This is a genomic window from Streptomyces sp. NPDC002845, from assembly GCF_053591955.1.
The window spans coordinates 46697-61785 of record NZ_JBSFUU010000042.1 but is presented as its reverse complement, the minus strand read 5'-3'; the positions used below and the strand labels follow the sequence as shown (position 1 = coordinate 61785).

Sequence of the window (15089 nt, the reverse complement as noted above, 5' to 3'; positions counted from 1 at the left end):
CGTCGGGGAGGTCGGGAGGTCGAGGCCCACACCCCGCCTTGCAGCCACTTGGAGCGACGGAGACTACTCGGTGTCTTTCGGGTGTCGCGGGGAGGCGTACACCAGGATCACAGTCGAGGTATCCGGGCTGACCAGGTAGCGGACCCGGCCGCCGCTGGTGATCTCGTACTCCCACTGCTCCAGTTCGGTGCCCTTCCATTCCCTGGTGGCGTGCCTGCCGCGAAGCTGGTGCTGACGGTTCCAGTTGGCACGCGACAGCGGGTCTGTGCGAAGGGCTTCCAGACAGCGATGCGCGTTCGGCAGCGCCACCCGGCACAGCTCCTCCCAACCGGTCGCGGCCTCCGTCGTTCCGTGGATGACGTTCCAGCCGCTCAGCGGGGGGACGCTGACCCGATCGCCTTTCTTCGGACTCACTCGTGCACCTCGACCGGGCCGAGATCGACGTCACCCAGCGGACGGAGTGCTTCCCCGAGCTGGTCAGGGTCGGCGTTGATGCGGGCGGTCGCTCGCCACGAGATGATCGCTCGGTGCACAGCCTCCCTGGTACCCAGCTCAGCGGCATCGGACAGGGCGTCCAAGAGCTCAACAGTGAATTCTCGGATCTCCTCGCCGTCCAGGTGACGCACCCATGGGAACACCTCGGGCAGCGCGAGCAGGAGCGACTTGGCGCCGTCGTCCTGCTTCAGCAAGGCAAGGAACAGCCGGGACGCAGTGGTCAGGTTTTCCTCGGTGCGCTCTGCGTGTATGGCCGTGGTCAGCACCATATCGGGCGCGTCCCGGTGCGTGATGCGCAGACATCCCAGGGCGGCAGCCCTGGCTGCCACGGCCTTCGGGTTCCGGGACAGATCGGTGAACGTGACGGCTTCCGATTCGAATGCCAAGTGCGCGATACCCATACTCAGACCATACTCTGACTGCACTCTGATTTCTACCGCGAAAGATGCGGAAGTGCAGACGGACGCCCTGCCGCTGGGGACGGAACCCGCCTCTCCGAGGTCGATGGCAGGGCTGATGGCACACGCCTTGGCGGTCACCGAGTGCGTCCGGTTGATGACTGGCGAACAGCAGGAGTGAGGGGAGGGAGTAATGAAGTCCTGGCGAAATTTACCCGTCAGTAACTAGCTTTCGGGTGCCGAGTGCCGGGTCCGTGCTGACATGCTGGGCGACATGGCGAAACCGAACGAACAGCTCGCAACGGCCGAGGACTTGCTCCCCCCTGGCACTGACGTCGTACGGACACTTCACATCCATGCGCGTCGACGCCGATCACCGCATCCGTGGACTGTCCCTGCACATGGGAGTCTCAGCACCTCGCGTCTCCGCGATCGAACACGGCGAACTGGACCGCGCCGAGGTCGCGACCCTCCGAGCCTATGTGGAAGCGCTCGGCGGTCGGCTGCGTGTGGTCGCGGACTTTGGGGACGCGGAGTACACCGTCGCCTGACATGGCTGCCGCCTTGTGCGCGGGCACCCCGTCGGCAGTGCGAACGAGTGTCCAAGGCACCTCGGCTTGCACTGGGCCGGCCGAGGCGTCCCCTCGATCGGCCTGCCCGCGCCGAACACACAGCCCGCCGCTCCACGGCGCAGGCCTCCTCATCCACCGAGGGGAGGACGGAGCGTACGTCATACGAAGAGCAGCACGATCGTGATGAGTACGGCGGTGATCAGGCCGAAGGCCGCCCCGATCACGCAGCCCGGGTTGTTCAGCTGCTCGGAGAGGCGGGACCCGAAGGTGGGCGGTTCCGGTCCGGCGGTGGTGGGGGTGTTCGGGGATGCCGTGGGTGTCTGGGGTGGGGAGGGCGGTCTGTCGGTCTTGCTGAGCAGGTCTCGCAGGAGCTGTTGCCAGATGACGGGTGGCAGGTCGGGGGCCTGGCGGTGCGCCGGGGTGATGATGCTCTGCTGGAGCCAGTTGCCGGCGGCGGGGTCGCGGTCGAGGCTCATGCGGTGCAGTAGCTCCCGCAGGTCGAGCAGATAGCGTTCGTCCCGCGCCAGTGGGGCGACGGCCCAGGCGAAGATGTCGGCCGCGCGGTTGGCCATGGCCGTCCTTGAGACGGGTTCCGCGCTCTGTCCGTACGGCGTGAAGTACAGGTTGTTGCGGAGCATTTCCGCGCACAGCTCGTGCTGCATGTCCGGGTGGCGCAGTTGGACGCGGTCCTGGTTTCCCAGCTCGTTCAGGAGCAGGTCCACGGAGGCCGGCGGCAGCTCGCCGGTGCGCAGTTCGCGTAGGAGCACGTCGTCGGGGAGTTCGCGCAACTGCGCGACCAGGAGGCTGTGTTGCATGCCGTTTCCGCGTTGGTGGCGGCACAGGTCCCGGTGGAGTGTGTACGGCTCGTGGGCGAGTGGCGGGTGGGGGTGCGGAGGCGTCGGCGGGGGAGCGGTTGGGGGAGAAGTCCGAGGGGCGGGCTCTGGGTGCGGAGACGGATACGGAGACGGAGACGGAGATGGAGACGGATGTGGGTACGGGGCTGGGTGCCGCTCCGAATGTGGTTCTGGGTGCGTGTTCGAGTGAGGGTGCGGCTGCGGATGCGGTTTCGGGGGGCCCTCCCCATGCGGCTCCGTGTGCTGGGTGCTCGTCGCCTCGGTCCGTTCTGGGGTCGGGGCCGTGGCGGGGCGGCGGTCGGGGCTGAGGATTTGTTTGAGGAGGGCGCTTCGCCGCTGCCAGGGCAGGGTTGCGCCGTTGGGGAGGTCGTGGAGTAGTTGGGGGACGCCGGGGCGGCCGTTCCCCGGGTGGGCGAGGAGGTGTTCCACCAGCCGGGCCGCTGCTCTGTGTTCGAAGCGGGGGCTGGCCGGTGTGCGGTTCATGAGGCGGGCCAGGGGGGCGGAGCCGCCGGTGTCCGGTTCCCAGTGGGGGACGCAGGTCAGGCGCAGGGGGTGGGTGTCCACCGTGTCGTAGGTGGCGAAGGTCCACTCCTGGTTCAGCCAGGGGCCGAAGAGGAGGAAGAGTCCCAGGTAGAGCAGCGGCGCCCTGTCGCGGTCGGGCCAGCCGGGCTGGGCCTTCTCCTCCGTGAGCAGGGAGACGTGTTGGGTGGGGTCGCGCAGCCACTCGGCGGTGACGAGGATGAGCGCGTGTTCGACCTCCGGCAGCCGTTTCAGCATGTCCGGCAGTCGGCTGCGTGCCAGTGCGTCGAGAGTCGCGCACTCGACCATGTCCTGCTCGCCGGTGGCGGTCTCGGCGGATTCCTGGCGGCCCCAGCCGCCGTACGAGAGGGCGAGACACTGACGGGTCTTGAGGGTTCCGGGGTCGCCGACCAGGACATGGCTGACCGTGCTGGGCCGGCCGGACCGGTCGGTGGTGGGCCGGCGCTGGACGAGCATGACGGCGCCGTCGCGGGACAGGACGCGTACGACGCTGGGGCGTGCGGCGCCCGTTCCGGACACCCACAGCAACGGGCCCAGTTCCCGGCCCAGTTCCTCGGCGCGCTCGGCCGGGCAGGAGTGGGCGACGGCCTTCATGCCGGTGCCCTGGCGGCCCTGGTTGCCGTCCCAGCGGAAGACGATCTGGTCCACCGAGCCGCCGTCGGGCCCGCCGCCACCGCCCGGCCCCGCGGAGGCCGGGCTCCAGTCCTGGAAGTCGCTCACTTCGCTTTCCCTCCCACAGGTCCGGCAGGTCCCACAGTTCCCCCGGATTCTTCGGCCGCACCCGACGGCACCGCTTCGAACGCCGGTGCCTCTCCCCCGGCGAACGCCTCGGCGCCGCCCGGTACTTCGATCAGCCCGTGCATGGCCAGCAGGGCGAGCAGCGGCTCCAGCACTCGCCGGGGTTCCGCCCCCGCCGGGTAGCGGCCGTGGTCCTCCTGGCCGCCGGTGGCCGACGCGACGTGCAGGGTGCAGCGGCGGATCGCGTCGAAGGGGCGCAGCCATGCCTGGCCGGCGTGGTGGCGGAGCAGCCCGTGGACGTCCCGGCTCTCCTCCAGCATCAGCGCGGGGTCGAGGGAGGTGGCCGGTGCCCGGCCCAGCCACCGGTCGACGGGGGGCCGGAACCGCAGGAGGTCCGCCTTGCCGAGCACCATCGTGGCCGCCACGTCCAGATAGGGGCCGTTCTTCGGCAGCCGGTCCAGGACGGTGGCGAAGGCGAGGTCGCCGTCCCGGTTGACCTCCACACCCCAGCGTTCCCTGGCGTGGTCCAGCTGCGGCAGCGGGAGCGCCAGCACCGGGTCGACGACGAAGACCAGGGCGTCGATCCCGAGCAGGAAACGGAGTGCCGCGTCGGTGCGTACGAGGTCCTCGCCGCCGAGGTCGAAGAAGGCGACCGGGCGCACCTGCCCGTGGGCGTCGCTGATCAGGAGGGACTCCACGAAGCGGGCGAAGCCGTCCAGGCCGAGGGCGCCGGTGTGGTCGAGGACCTTGCCGCCCCGCAGGGGCTGCACCCGTTCCCGTACGAACCGCGCGTGCTGCTCCGGGTTGACGGACTGCCACTTCAGGCCGAACGGCTCCAGGCCGCCGTCGGTGATCTCCGCGATCATCTGGGTCAGCAGATGGCTCTTGCCGGTGGAGGACTGGCCGACCATCGCGACGGTCAGGGGGCGGCCGTAGCTGAGGTAGGGCACCGGGATGAAGTGCTCGGGGAAGTCCCGGTCCGCCGTGCACTTCTGGACGGCGCCGCGCATGACGTCCTGCCGACGCAGGGGGTTGCCGATGCCCGAGACGTCCAGCGGCCGGTACTGCTTCTTGCTGTCGGTGACGTAGAGCGAGGTGACGTCGAGCTGGATGGTTTCCAGGCAGTACGGGCAGAGCACCTCGCCGTTGCCCCGCTCGGCAGACGACCCGGCAGCCATCGAGGGTTCGTTGCCGGGCTGGGCGACGGGGGCCTGGCGTTTGAGGTTCAGCGCCTGCTCGAACGCCTCCCGGTGCGGGTGCGTCTCGTCGGCGGGCGCGGTGAGCGTGACGCGTCGGGCGGCACCCGGCGCCAGGAGGTCGAGCAACTGGGCGGGCGTCGGCCGGGTCGCCGCCCGCGGGGCGAAGGCACCCCGCAGCGTCTCGGCGAGCACCCGGTGTTCGCCGAGGTCGGCGGGTGCCCGGTCGGGGTGGCCGGGGCGCCCGGTCACCAGCTGGTAGAGCACCTGGGCCGCGCTCCATACCGCGTCCCGGGAGTCGGCGAGCCCCTCGCCCCGGCGCTGTTCGGGCGAGCAGTAGGGCGCCCGGCCCCACCGGCTCCTCGGCTGCCCGACGCGGGTCACCGCCTCCAGCCCCCAGAGCTGGGCCGAGGTGCCGTCCCAGAGAACGGTGCCGGGCGAGATGCCGCGCGGCACCAGGCCCTGGCTGTCCAGCAGGCACAGGGCCAGCATCAGGTCACGGGTGAAGACCCGCTGGTCGGTCGCGGACATCACATGGGTCCGCGCGGTGGCGGTGCCGCGCGGTGCGGCGTACAGGAGGAAGGGCTCGGCCGCGTCCGGCTCGTAGCCGATGAGCCTTGGGAAGAGCGCCGCGTACTCCGTGCCGTCGAGCACCCGGTGCAGCTGCAGGGCGGTGCCCGCCTCGGTGTCCAGCAGTGCGCGGGCCGCCGGGTTGGCGGCGTCGGTGGTGTTCAGGCGTACCTGGACGCACGGCTGCCGCCCGTCGTCGAGCAGGGCGTTGCGGATCAGCTGGGGCAGCAGCGGATCGCGGCGGGACTCACGGCCGAAGCGGGCCTGGGCGACGCGGCGCCGCCCCGAGGGGACGGTGAACGCGAGCTTCGCGTCACCCGGCTGAGGGCTGGTCACCGGTGGTCGCCGTCCTTTCGTTCGTGCGGGAGTGCGGGGGTGGGAGAGGGGGAGGAGGAAGGGGGTGGGGGTACGGGGTTGGGGCGCGGGATGTGGGCCATGCGGGTCACCAGCGGTCGCCGTCCCCTCGCTCGTACGTGTCCGTCTGGTCGTACGCGTCCGTCCGGTGGTCGGGGTCGGCGTTCTGGCGGGGCCGGACGGTGTCCACCACGCCCATCCGCAGCGGGGTGAGCCGCAGCAGACCGGCGTACCGTCCCGACGAGGTCCACAGCGCCTCCTCGGGCTGCACCGAACCAGTCGTCCGCCAGGCCTTCTCGACCTCGTCGCGTACGGCGCCGGGGGCGAATCTGATCCACACCGCGGCCGCCGGGTTGCGGTCGAGCAGGGCGCTCTGCTCGGGCGAGGACAACTGCACGACGGCCTGCTGGTCGGCCTCCGTGCCGACCAGTTCGGCCAGCCGGCGCGAGTCGGTTCCGAGCAGGTTCGCCGAGATGGCTCGGGTACGGCGGTCGGAGGCGAACGGGGGCGGGGCCAGTACGCCGTTGTGCTGCAGGTGACGGCGGGCCGTCGACAGCAGCTCGCGGACCCGTTCCTCGGTGCGCCGGACGGCGAGGGTGCCTGCCTGGCCGCGTTCGACGGCACCCCAGTAGGGGGCCATCGCCACCAGGGCGGCGTCCGTCAGATCGCCGGCCAGGGTGGCGACCAGTTCCGGCCCTCCCTCGCCGGTCTCCCGGTCCAGCCAGCGGGGAGCCCCGGCGGGGTTGTTCTTCTCTGGGGAGGTGACGGGTCCGGTGGGCTCGGCGGGCTCGTCCCAGGAGGGGCCGTCCTGCCAGGCGTACGCGCTTGCCCAGTCGTTGTCGTCCTCGGAGTCCCCGTCGTATCCGTCGTATCCCTCGTAACTGCCTCCGGATACGGCGAAGGCGTCCGTCTCCAGGGCCGAGGTGCTGGAGAGCCAGTCGTCCGCGGCGGTCGCCTCGGCGCCGTGCACGCCGTACGTGCCGTTGGCCGTGGGCCGCTTCGGCTCGGGCGCCGCCTCGGCCTCCGCGGCGGCGGCCGTCGCCCGCAGTACGCCGGCGACGGACCGGGCGGCGTCGGCGCAGTACAGGCGCTCCTCGACGGCCCAGTGCTCACGGACCGCCTCGGCCAGCAGGGCGTCGAGCCCGTCCAGGGCCCGCCGGAGCGCGGCGGTCGCGTGACCCGGGGCCCAGGAGTCCGCCGCCGCCCGCCAGAGCCGCCGCGCCGTCTCCGCCGCGACGCCCAGGCCCAGCAGCAGGCCGGTGGCGCTCAGCCAGAGCGGGGGCTCGGTGGCGTACGCCACCACCGCCCCGGCCAGGGCGCCGCCCCATGCCGCGACCTGGGGCGCCACGGCCCAGCGACCGGGGCGGCCCGCACCCCGCAGCCGGGACGCCCCGAGCCTCGCCATGCCGAAGAACACCAGCGGGACGGCGACCGCCAGTACGAGGAAGGGCCCCTGCCACAGCGCACCGAACAGCCCGGCCAGGGCTGCGGCGACCGGCCCGGCCACGGCGGCGGGCGCCGCCCCGGCGACCGGGCCCGCCGCCGATCCGGCCAGTGCCCCGGCGACCGATCCGGCCGCCGACGCGGCCGCCGATCCGGCCGTCGCGGACCCGAGCCTCTGCCCGGCCACCGACCCTGCTGCCGAGTCGGCCGCCCTGGAGCCGTGCACCGCACGGCCCCCCGCGCCGAACCCCGGACGGTTCCCCGTGTTGATGCCCGCGCCGGTTTCTACGCCGCTCTCCGTACCGATCCCCGCGCCGAATCCTGCGGGGTTTCCCGCGCCGAACCCCGCACGGCTGCCCGCGCCGAAGTCCGTGCCGAGCCCTGCATCGCTCCCTGTGCCGAGCCCTGCATGGTCTCCCGTGTCGATGCCCGCGCCGAGCCCCGCACGACCCCCCGCACGGCCTCCCGCACCACCCCCCACCCCAGCCCGCCAAGCCACCGCCTCCGCGGAATACCCCTCCAGCCTCGGCAACAGCGCGGACCCCGGTACCGGCTCCACCCGCCCGGCCAGCCCCGTGAAGCGCTGGGCCACCGAGCGCAGGGCGAGCCCCTGCCCGAGCAGTTTCCCGGCGAACTCGCGCAGGCCATCGCCGATGCGCTCGCCCACGCCGTCGGCGGAGGGCACGCGCAGGCCGAGGGCGGTGAGGTGGGCCGCGGCCTCGGCGGTGGACGGTGGTGTGCTGGAGCCGCCGCCGCTGCGCAGGGCCGTGCCGACGAGGTCCCGGTAGTCGTCGAGGGCTTGGCGGGCCTGGTCGAGGTCCGCCTCGAAGGCCTCGCGGCGGGAGGGCCGCAGCAGGCCGGGCAGGGCGCGCAGCCCGGTCAGGGCGTCCTCGGCGTGGCCGAGGGCCTCGGCGCAGGCGAGGTACGTGTCGTCCGCCACCCCGCCCGGCTCCCGGTGCCGCCGGTCCCGGCCGCCGCCCCGGCCCGCCACCAGCCCCCGTAGCGGCTCCGGCAGGTCGGCTCCGGAGGAGACGTTCACCGTGGGCGCGAGTTCGGTGTCCTCGCCCGCGAACCGGGTGAGCGCGTCGCGCCAGGCCCGGTCGCGCACCTCCGGCGGCAGGTCCTGTTCCAGCAGCCGTACCCCAGGCGCGCCGACGGCGTCGGGCAGCGAGCCGAGGTCCTGGAGCACCCGCAGGTAGACGTCCGGGACCGACAGCACGTCCACCAGGACCGCCAGCGCGTCCGGGTCGTCGGGAGTGGGCTGCTCCAGCGCCGTACGGGCCGAGCGCAGGTCGCCCGCCCACAGCAGCGCCGCGCCGGAGGCCCGCAGCACCGAGGGCCGCACCAGCCGCCGGTCGGGCTGGAACGCCTCGTCCTCACCGGCGTACGAGCCGGGCGCGCTGCCCACGAGCAGGACCAGGAGCCTGACCTCGCCCACGGCCCGGTAGGCGGTGAGCAGTTCGTACTGCCGCTGGTGGTCGGTGAGCCCGGCCGGGGTGTCGACCACCAGGAACAGCGGGTCGTCGGGTTCCGGCAGCCCGGCCCGGCCCAACTGCCGTGCGACTCTGGCCCGCAGGGCGGCGGGGGTGTCGAGTTCCGCCGCCCCTACCCGCAGGTCCAGATGGATGACGGCACCGAAGTCGTCGTGCGTACTCACTGCGCGTCACCGTCCCAGGGGTTACGACGGGAACGGTCGCGGTCGTCGGCACGGTCGTACGGCGCCGGGTCACCGGGCTCGTCCCACGGCGCCGGAGGCCGCTCGCCGAGGTCGTCCCGTTTGTCCTCATCCCCCCGGTCACGGCGGCTGTCGCCGTACGTGTCGTCGACGTCGTAGCGGCGGCCGTTCCTGCTGTTCAGGTCGTCCCGCTTGTTCTCGTCGTACGTCGCGCCCAGGTCGTAGCGGCGCCCCCTCCCCCCGTTCAGGCCGTCCCGCCCGTCCCCGTCCCGCCGGTCGCCGCGTCCGACGCCGTACTTCTCGTCGAACTCGTCCGCCGACATGCGCCCCCCGCGCTCGTCGGCGCCGCCGACGACCCGGTACTCGTCCTCCCGGTACTCGTCGCCCCCGTACCCCTCCGTGGAGCGTGGCGCGGTCCCCCAGTCGTCCTCGTCGGGCAGGGCGCGCCGGGCCTCGGGAAGTTCCGGGCGGACGCGTGGCTCCGGGGTGCCGCCGCGGACGTGTTCGAGCAGGGTGCGCAGGGTCGGCTGGACGGCGCGCTGGTCGGCGAACTCGGTGTCCAGGGCGGCCGGGAGGGTCTCGGCCCAGAACTCCCACAGCGGCCGTACCCATCCCTCGACCCGCTCGCCGCCGCGCCTGCGGCGGTCCGCCAGCAGCTCCAGCTGGCGCGGGGCGACCTTCTCGACGAGTTCGACGAAGAGGGGGTCCGGTTCGCTGCCGTTCCTCGTCAGGCCCAGCGGTTGGGCCCTCATCAGTTCACGGCAGTAGTCCTCGACGGTCCGTTCGTCGTCGAGGACGGTCCAGCGTTCGTACGAACGCAGCAGCTCCGCCCAGCTCGACACGCCGCCGGGGAAGTCCACGAGCCGCAGCCGGACGCCGGGCACCTGGGGGCCCTTGTCGGGGAACAGCCGCAGCCGGACCCGGTCCGGGGACGCCGTCTCGCCGTCGACGACGTCCACCTGGCCGTTCCACATGCAGCACAGCAGCCGGTGCAGGATGACCCGGCGGTCCTCCTCGCCGCTGACCATCCAGCTGTCGCGGAAGCCGAGCCGCTGACGCCACCGCAGGACGTCCTGCGCCTGTTCGGAGTCCTTCGCCCTGGCCCACTGGCGCAGCACCTTGCGGGCCTCGGGCACCTGGGTGAGGCTCATCTCGCTGCGGAAGAGCACCACGGTGATCGAGTCGCTCTCCACTCCCCGGTACTCCACGGGTTTCTGGGCGTCCGAGGGCAGCCGGAGCGTCTTGCCGAGGAACTCCTCCACCTCCTCCACGGCCTGCACGCGCGGATAGGTGACGAGGGCCCGCAGCAGCCCGGTGCCCTCGGGGGTGAAGCCCACCGGCAGCAGCCCGGTCAGTTTGCGGCTGAACAGGTCGAGCGCCTCCTTGCTGACCTGGTCGGCGGCGTCCGCGTCGCCCGCGGCGGCGGCCAGCAGGGTGCTCATGGCCGGCAGCAGCGGGCGTTCCTCCAGGTGTTCGCCGCTCTCGGCGAACAGCCGCGTGATGCGGCCCTCCAGCTGGGCCTTGACGTTCGCCACCGCGCCGTCCGGGTTGCGGCGGCTGAGGGTGTGGACCGTGCGCCAGGTGTCCCCGCCGACCAGCTTGAGCAGCAGCGCGGCCTCGTCGTCGTGCTCGCGCAGGCCCTCCCTGCGGATGAGCCGGGTGACGACGTCCTCGTAGAAGTGGTTGAGGGTGCGCTGCGGCGGCAGCAGGTACGAGATGCCGGTGCGGTCCTCGTACAGTTCGAGGCCCTTCTGCGCGGAGACCTTGCGCTCCTGGTCGCTGTGGATGCGGAAGGCGTTCACCAGCCGCCCGAGGTCGGCCCCGGCCGTGTCGGCCTGGGGCTGCCAGTGCTGCTGCTGTTCCCGCCAGGCCTCGTGCCACACCGTCCGGCTGCGCCACTGGTACCAGGCGTCCTGCTCCTGGAGCGCCGCCTGTACGTCGTCGTCGCCCCAGCGGGCCGGTGCCACACCGGCCAGCCGGCCCTTGATCCGGGGGGTCTTGGGCGGCTGCTCCGTCACCCCCGGCGGGCGCTGGGGGTGACGGGAGCGGTGGTCCAGCATGCCGAGGAAGCCGAGCCGGGCGATCTGCTCGTCGCTGTCCGGTACGCCTCTGACGATGCGTTCGGCGAGGAAGGGGTCCACGGTCTGGAGGAGCTTGTCGATGGCGGCGCGCGGCGCGAAACGGTCGGCCATCGTGGCGGTCTGACGGTCGGCGACGGCTCTGAGGCTGGACAGCTGCCGCTGCATGTCCGCGATCCGTTCGCTCAGCGCCAGCTCGATGGCCTTGCCGCCGCGCGGCAGCGGATCGGGCTCGGGAACGTCCAACTGCCTGCGCTCCCACAGCTCTTCGAGGTGGGAGTCGGCGAACAGCTGCCGGATCAGCGGTACGGCGTTGTCCCGCAGCCCGGTACGCGGCCGCCCCACGAGATCCGTGACCGCCTCCCGCAGCAGCCGGCCGGCCACCAGGTCGGCCAGCTGGTCCATCGGGGCGGTCATGGAGGCCACCAGGCTGGTGGAGACGCCCTGCCGGCCGATCCCGGTGGGGGACACCGAGCCGCGCTGCACACCCCGGTTGATGAAGCTGGCGGCGAAGGTCTGGAAGTCGTCGTCGGTCGCCGTCGTACGGCCCCGGGGGCGGCTGTCGCCCAGCTCGGTGCCGATCAGCGACATCACCAGGGAGACGATGGAGCGGCGCAGGTCGTCGGGGCGGATGCCAGCGGTCGGGCTGAACAGGAACCCGGTGGGCAGGATGCCGGTGCGCAGCCGGACCGGTGTCGTGCCCGGATAGCGGATGCCGAGCCCGGAGTGGTGGTCGAGGTCGCCGATCTCCGCGCCCTCCGACGGCGCGTTCTGCGTGTCCACCAGCCGGAACAGGTCGACCAGCGCACGGGCCGCGTTGAGGTCCGCCTCCCGCCCGCCGCCGGTGGCCGAGGAGAACGACGACGGCATCACGACCAGCGGGTAGATCTTCACGCCGTCGAAGCGGCGCAGCTTGAAGGCGTGGTTGATCAGGTGCAGATAGTCCAGGAAGATCCCGGCGCCGGTGCCCCCGGCCACCGAGAAGGCGACGAACACGTCGCAGCCGTTGACCTTGCCGCCGCCGAGTTCGCTCAGCTCACCGGCCGACTTGGCGATCGCGTCGATCGCCTGGAGGAGCGGCTCCAGGACGGGGGCGAGGCTGTGCCGGAGCGTGGCGAACAGGGCGGCGCGGCCGACGGTGGGCAGTTGGCCCGCGCCGTTGCGCAGCGGGGTGACCTTCGGCTCGTCGATGCGCGGCGGCAGCCAGTCGGCGACCTCCTCGCGCAGGCTCGCCCGGAGCATCTTGGTCACTTCCGGTGAACTGTCGAAGTTCGGCAGCAGGTTGTGGGTGGCCCTGGAGGTACGGGCGTACGCGGGCCGCAGCGACGGGTCCACGTTGAACTGCGGCAGCCGCTGGAGGTCGGACTCGCTGTAGTCCGCGTACACGAACTGGAGGCAGTCGGGCAGCTGGTAGGGGGCGTGGCCGGTCAGCCGGCTGAGCGCGGTGCCGTCCGGGCCGCACAGCTCGCCGCGCAGCTTGCGTTCCAGTTCGGCGCCGACCAGGCCACCGGTGCCGCCCAGGCCGACGAAGAGCATCGGCTGGAAGATCTTCATGGGTTTCCTCCCCGCTTGCGCGGCCGCCGGGGGCCGCCGGTTCGTGCTCGGTACGTCCGTGGGGTGCGTGCGGCGCGACGGCCGCGGTGGGGTGCGATGGGCACGTCGCTGTGTGACGCGGTGTTGCGTGGTGTGGTGCGTCGGGGGTCGGGCGAGCCGGTGACGCGTCGGCCCGCCCTCCCCCGCGCGTCACAGGTACGACTCGTAGGGGCTCCCGCCGCCCCCACCGGGACCGGTCGAAGGGCCGCCGACGGGGGCCGCGGCGGGCCCCGCGGAGGGCGGCCGTCGGCGGCCCTTCGGAGTGCGGGTCTCCTCACCGAGGGCCAGGCTCAGCGTGTCGGTCAGCGGGACCTGGCCACGGGCGGGAACCGGGGTCCGCCCGCCGCCCCGCTTGCGCAGGACCGCCCCGCCCTCGGGGTTGCGCCGGACGGCGTACGGGCCGTGGGCGCGCCGCTCGATACGCGGGTTCAGGTGGGCTTCGACGACGGCGAACTCGTACCACTGCTTGTGCCCGTGTCCGGCCTCGTGCTCGCCGAGGACATCGCCCTCCTCGGAGACCAGCCGCAGTACGAGGCCGTACGGGTCCCTGCGGGCGCGGCGCAGCCGTACCCACGCGAGGGCCGCAGCGGTGACCACCGCGACCGCCAGACCGGCGAGCAGGAACGCCCACCAGTACTTGTCCCAGACCCCGGGCTCCGGCGTCACCCGCACCGAGAGCGGGGATCGTACGAGCGTCCGGTCGTCGTCGGTGGTGTCGACGACCGTGACGGTGCCGGCGAGCCGCAGTCCGTCGCCGCCGAGGCGGTCGCCGAAGACGTCCTCGGGGGCGACCTCGACCGTCACCTTCCGGGTGCCGGACTCGCCGGGCTTCACCTCGATCCCGGCCGGGGTGACCGAGAGCAGACCGGGCCGCAGGTCGGCGACGGACAGCCGCAGGGTGTGCGCGGTGTCGCTGGTGTTGGTGACGGCGAGGGTGCCGGTGACCGTACCGCCGGGGTGGGTGTCCGCGGTGGGCAGGTCGAGCGCGGTGGTGACGGGCAGCGCACCGGGCGCGACCTGGCCGCCCTCGCTGCGGGTGTCGGCGCTCAGCCCCGAGGCCGTCAGGGTGCTGCTCACCTTCAGCGCCCCGTCGGCGCTCTCGGGGATCTCGACGGAACCGGTGAAGGAACCGTCGCTGGCCTCGCTGTCGGGCCCCTTGCCGTCGTCGGTGAGGCTCAGCGCCAGCGGGCTGAAACCGTCCCCGCTCAGCTCACTGCGCACGCGCAGCCCGGCGTAGTCGCGCGGGTCCTTGATCTCGTAGCCCTCGCGCGTCTGCAACCGCATGGTCACCGTGACCTTCTCCCCGGCCTGCGGTGACGGCGGGTCCATGGTGATGGCGCCGCGCAGCTCGCCCTGCCACAGCACGCTGACGGCGACGGGCAGGGAGCGGTGTCCCTCCGGAGCCTCGGCCTTCACCCGCCAGGTGCCGGGCAGCGGGTCGACGATCTTCAGTGCCTCCACGGTGCCGGTGCCGTCGCCGCCCGCCAGCTCGAAGCGCGACTTCTTGTACGTTCCGGACGTGGGCACCTCGTCGCCGCTGGGGTCGAGGTAGGTGATCCGCACCTCGGGGTCGCCCTTGTCGACCACGATGCTGCCCACGGTCGCCAGCGGTGAGATGCCGATCTCCAGGGTGGCCGGCGGCCGCTTGCTCGGGCCCTCCTCGTGGCGCAGGCAGTGGGCGGCGGCGAAGATCCTCTCCAGCGTGGTGGCGACATCCTTCGCCCCGGAGACCTTCTCGGCCTTCGGGCGGGCGGAGGGCAGTTCGACGCAGCCCTTCTGGTAGCCGCCGGCGGCCATCCGGTCGAGCTGCTCCTTGTCCGGCTTGGAGCCGAAGCCGAGCGGCCAGATCTGCACCTTCTGCCGGGCGGCGTTCTTCAGCTCCAGCTCCAACTGCCGTTCGCCCTCGGCCTCACGGTGCGCGGGGTCGCCGTACTTGGGGCTGCCGGTGACGTCCATGTATCCGTCGGTGAGCAGGAACAGCACGCGGGGCTCCGAGGGGTCGGTGCCGGTGCTGAGTTCGTGCACTCCCTGACGTATCGCGCTCGGGAAGTCGGTGCCGGTGCCCTCGTTCTCCGCACGCTTGCGCAGCTTGCCGATGCACGTGCCGAGCGTCTTGCGGCCCGCCGCGTCCAGCGTGGTTCGCGGGCACACGGGGTCCACCGCGCGCTGGTCACCGGACTCGGCGGCGGCGAAACCGAAGACCGTGACATGAGAGGACGAGGAGACGTCACCCAGCGCGATCCGTGTGGCGGCGGCCTTCTCGGCCTTCATGTCCTCGGGCGCGAGGCTGGCGGACTCGTCCACGGCGACCGCGTAGTTGACCGACGGGAAGGACGGTTCGGACTCCGCCGCCGGCACCGGATCATGACCGGCGGGTGCCAGCAGGGACGCGAGCACCGCGGCGCCGCCCAGCACGGAGAGCGCGGTGCGGCGCACCCGGCCCCTTCCTGTCTGCCGTCTTCCCCTGACTCTTCCCACGGACGTCCCCTAATTTCGCGTTTTATCGCTTCTTTGTGCGTGTCTGTGTCGTGTGCGCTGTCTGCGTCGGGTGTGTTGTGCGAGTGGTGCGGGTGTGGCGCGCCG

Annotated in this window: 7 protein-coding genes and 1 pseudogene; 1 reads left to right on the top strand and 7 read right to left on the bottom strand. The window is 72.6% G+C overall.

Features of this window, described 5'->3' with window-relative positions; all coding sequences use genetic code 11:
• Nucleotides 1-63 precede the first annotated feature (63 nt).
• Together ACWD3C_RS27915 and ACWD3C_RS27910 are read right to left on the bottom strand one after the other, a co-directional pair.
• Nucleotides 64-414, bottom strand: coding sequence for a hypothetical protein (locus tag ACWD3C_RS27915; RefSeq protein ID WP_451148581.1), 351 nt, complete (start codon nt 412-414; stop codon nt 64-66).
• Entirely contained in the window at nt 411-896 is a 486-nt protein-coding gene (locus ACWD3C_RS27910) for a prevent-host-death family protein (protein ID WP_451148579.1), read from the bottom strand. Before ACWD3C_RS27910 ends, ACWD3C_RS27915 begins: the two co-directional genes overlap by 4 nt.
• A 395-nt stretch (nt 897-1291) precedes the next feature.
• On the opposite strand from ACWD3C_RS27910, the pseudogene ACWD3C_RS27905 reads away from it, so the two are divergent.
• Nucleotides 1292-1444 (top strand): annotated as a pseudogene (locus ACWD3C_RS27905) (transcriptional regulator); the annotation flags it as partial.
• Nucleotides 1445-1623: 179 nt separating this feature from the next.
• On the opposite strand, the gene ACWD3C_RS27900 reads toward ACWD3C_RS27905, so the two are convergent.
• From ACWD3C_RS27900 to ACWD3C_RS27880, 5 genes are all read right to left on the bottom strand, one after another.
• Nucleotides 1624-3579: a hypothetical protein gene (locus tag ACWD3C_RS27900; RefSeq protein WP_451148577.1), complete on the bottom strand. Its 1956-nt coding sequence runs from the start codon at nt 3577-3579 to the stop codon at nt 1624-1626.
• Entirely contained in the window at nt 3576-5699 is a 2124-nt protein-coding gene (locus tag ACWD3C_RS27895) for a hypothetical protein (RefSeq protein WP_451148575.1), read from the bottom strand. Before ACWD3C_RS27895 ends, ACWD3C_RS27900 begins: the two co-directional genes overlap by 4 nt.
• Nucleotides 5700-5805: 106 nt before the next feature.
• The gene (locus ACWD3C_RS27890) at nt 5806-8817 is read right to left on the bottom strand and encodes a hypothetical protein (protein ID WP_451148573.1); all 3012 of its coding nucleotides are present in this window, start codon (nt 8815-8817) and stop codon (nt 5806-5808) included.
• Nucleotides 8814-12467 (bottom strand): tubulin-like doman-containing protein, encoded by a 3654-nt coding sequence (locus ACWD3C_RS27885; protein ID WP_451148571.1) that lies wholly within the window; start codon nt 12465-12467, stop codon nt 8814-8816. Before ACWD3C_RS27885 ends, ACWD3C_RS27890 begins: the two co-directional genes overlap by 4 nt.
• A 189-nt stretch (nt 12468-12656) precedes the next feature.
• A complete protein-coding gene (locus tag ACWD3C_RS27880; protein ID WP_451148569.1) occupies nt 12657-14942 on the bottom strand; it encodes a VWA domain-containing protein in 2286 nt (761 codons plus the stop codon).
• Nucleotides 14943-15089 lie beyond the last annotated feature (147 nt).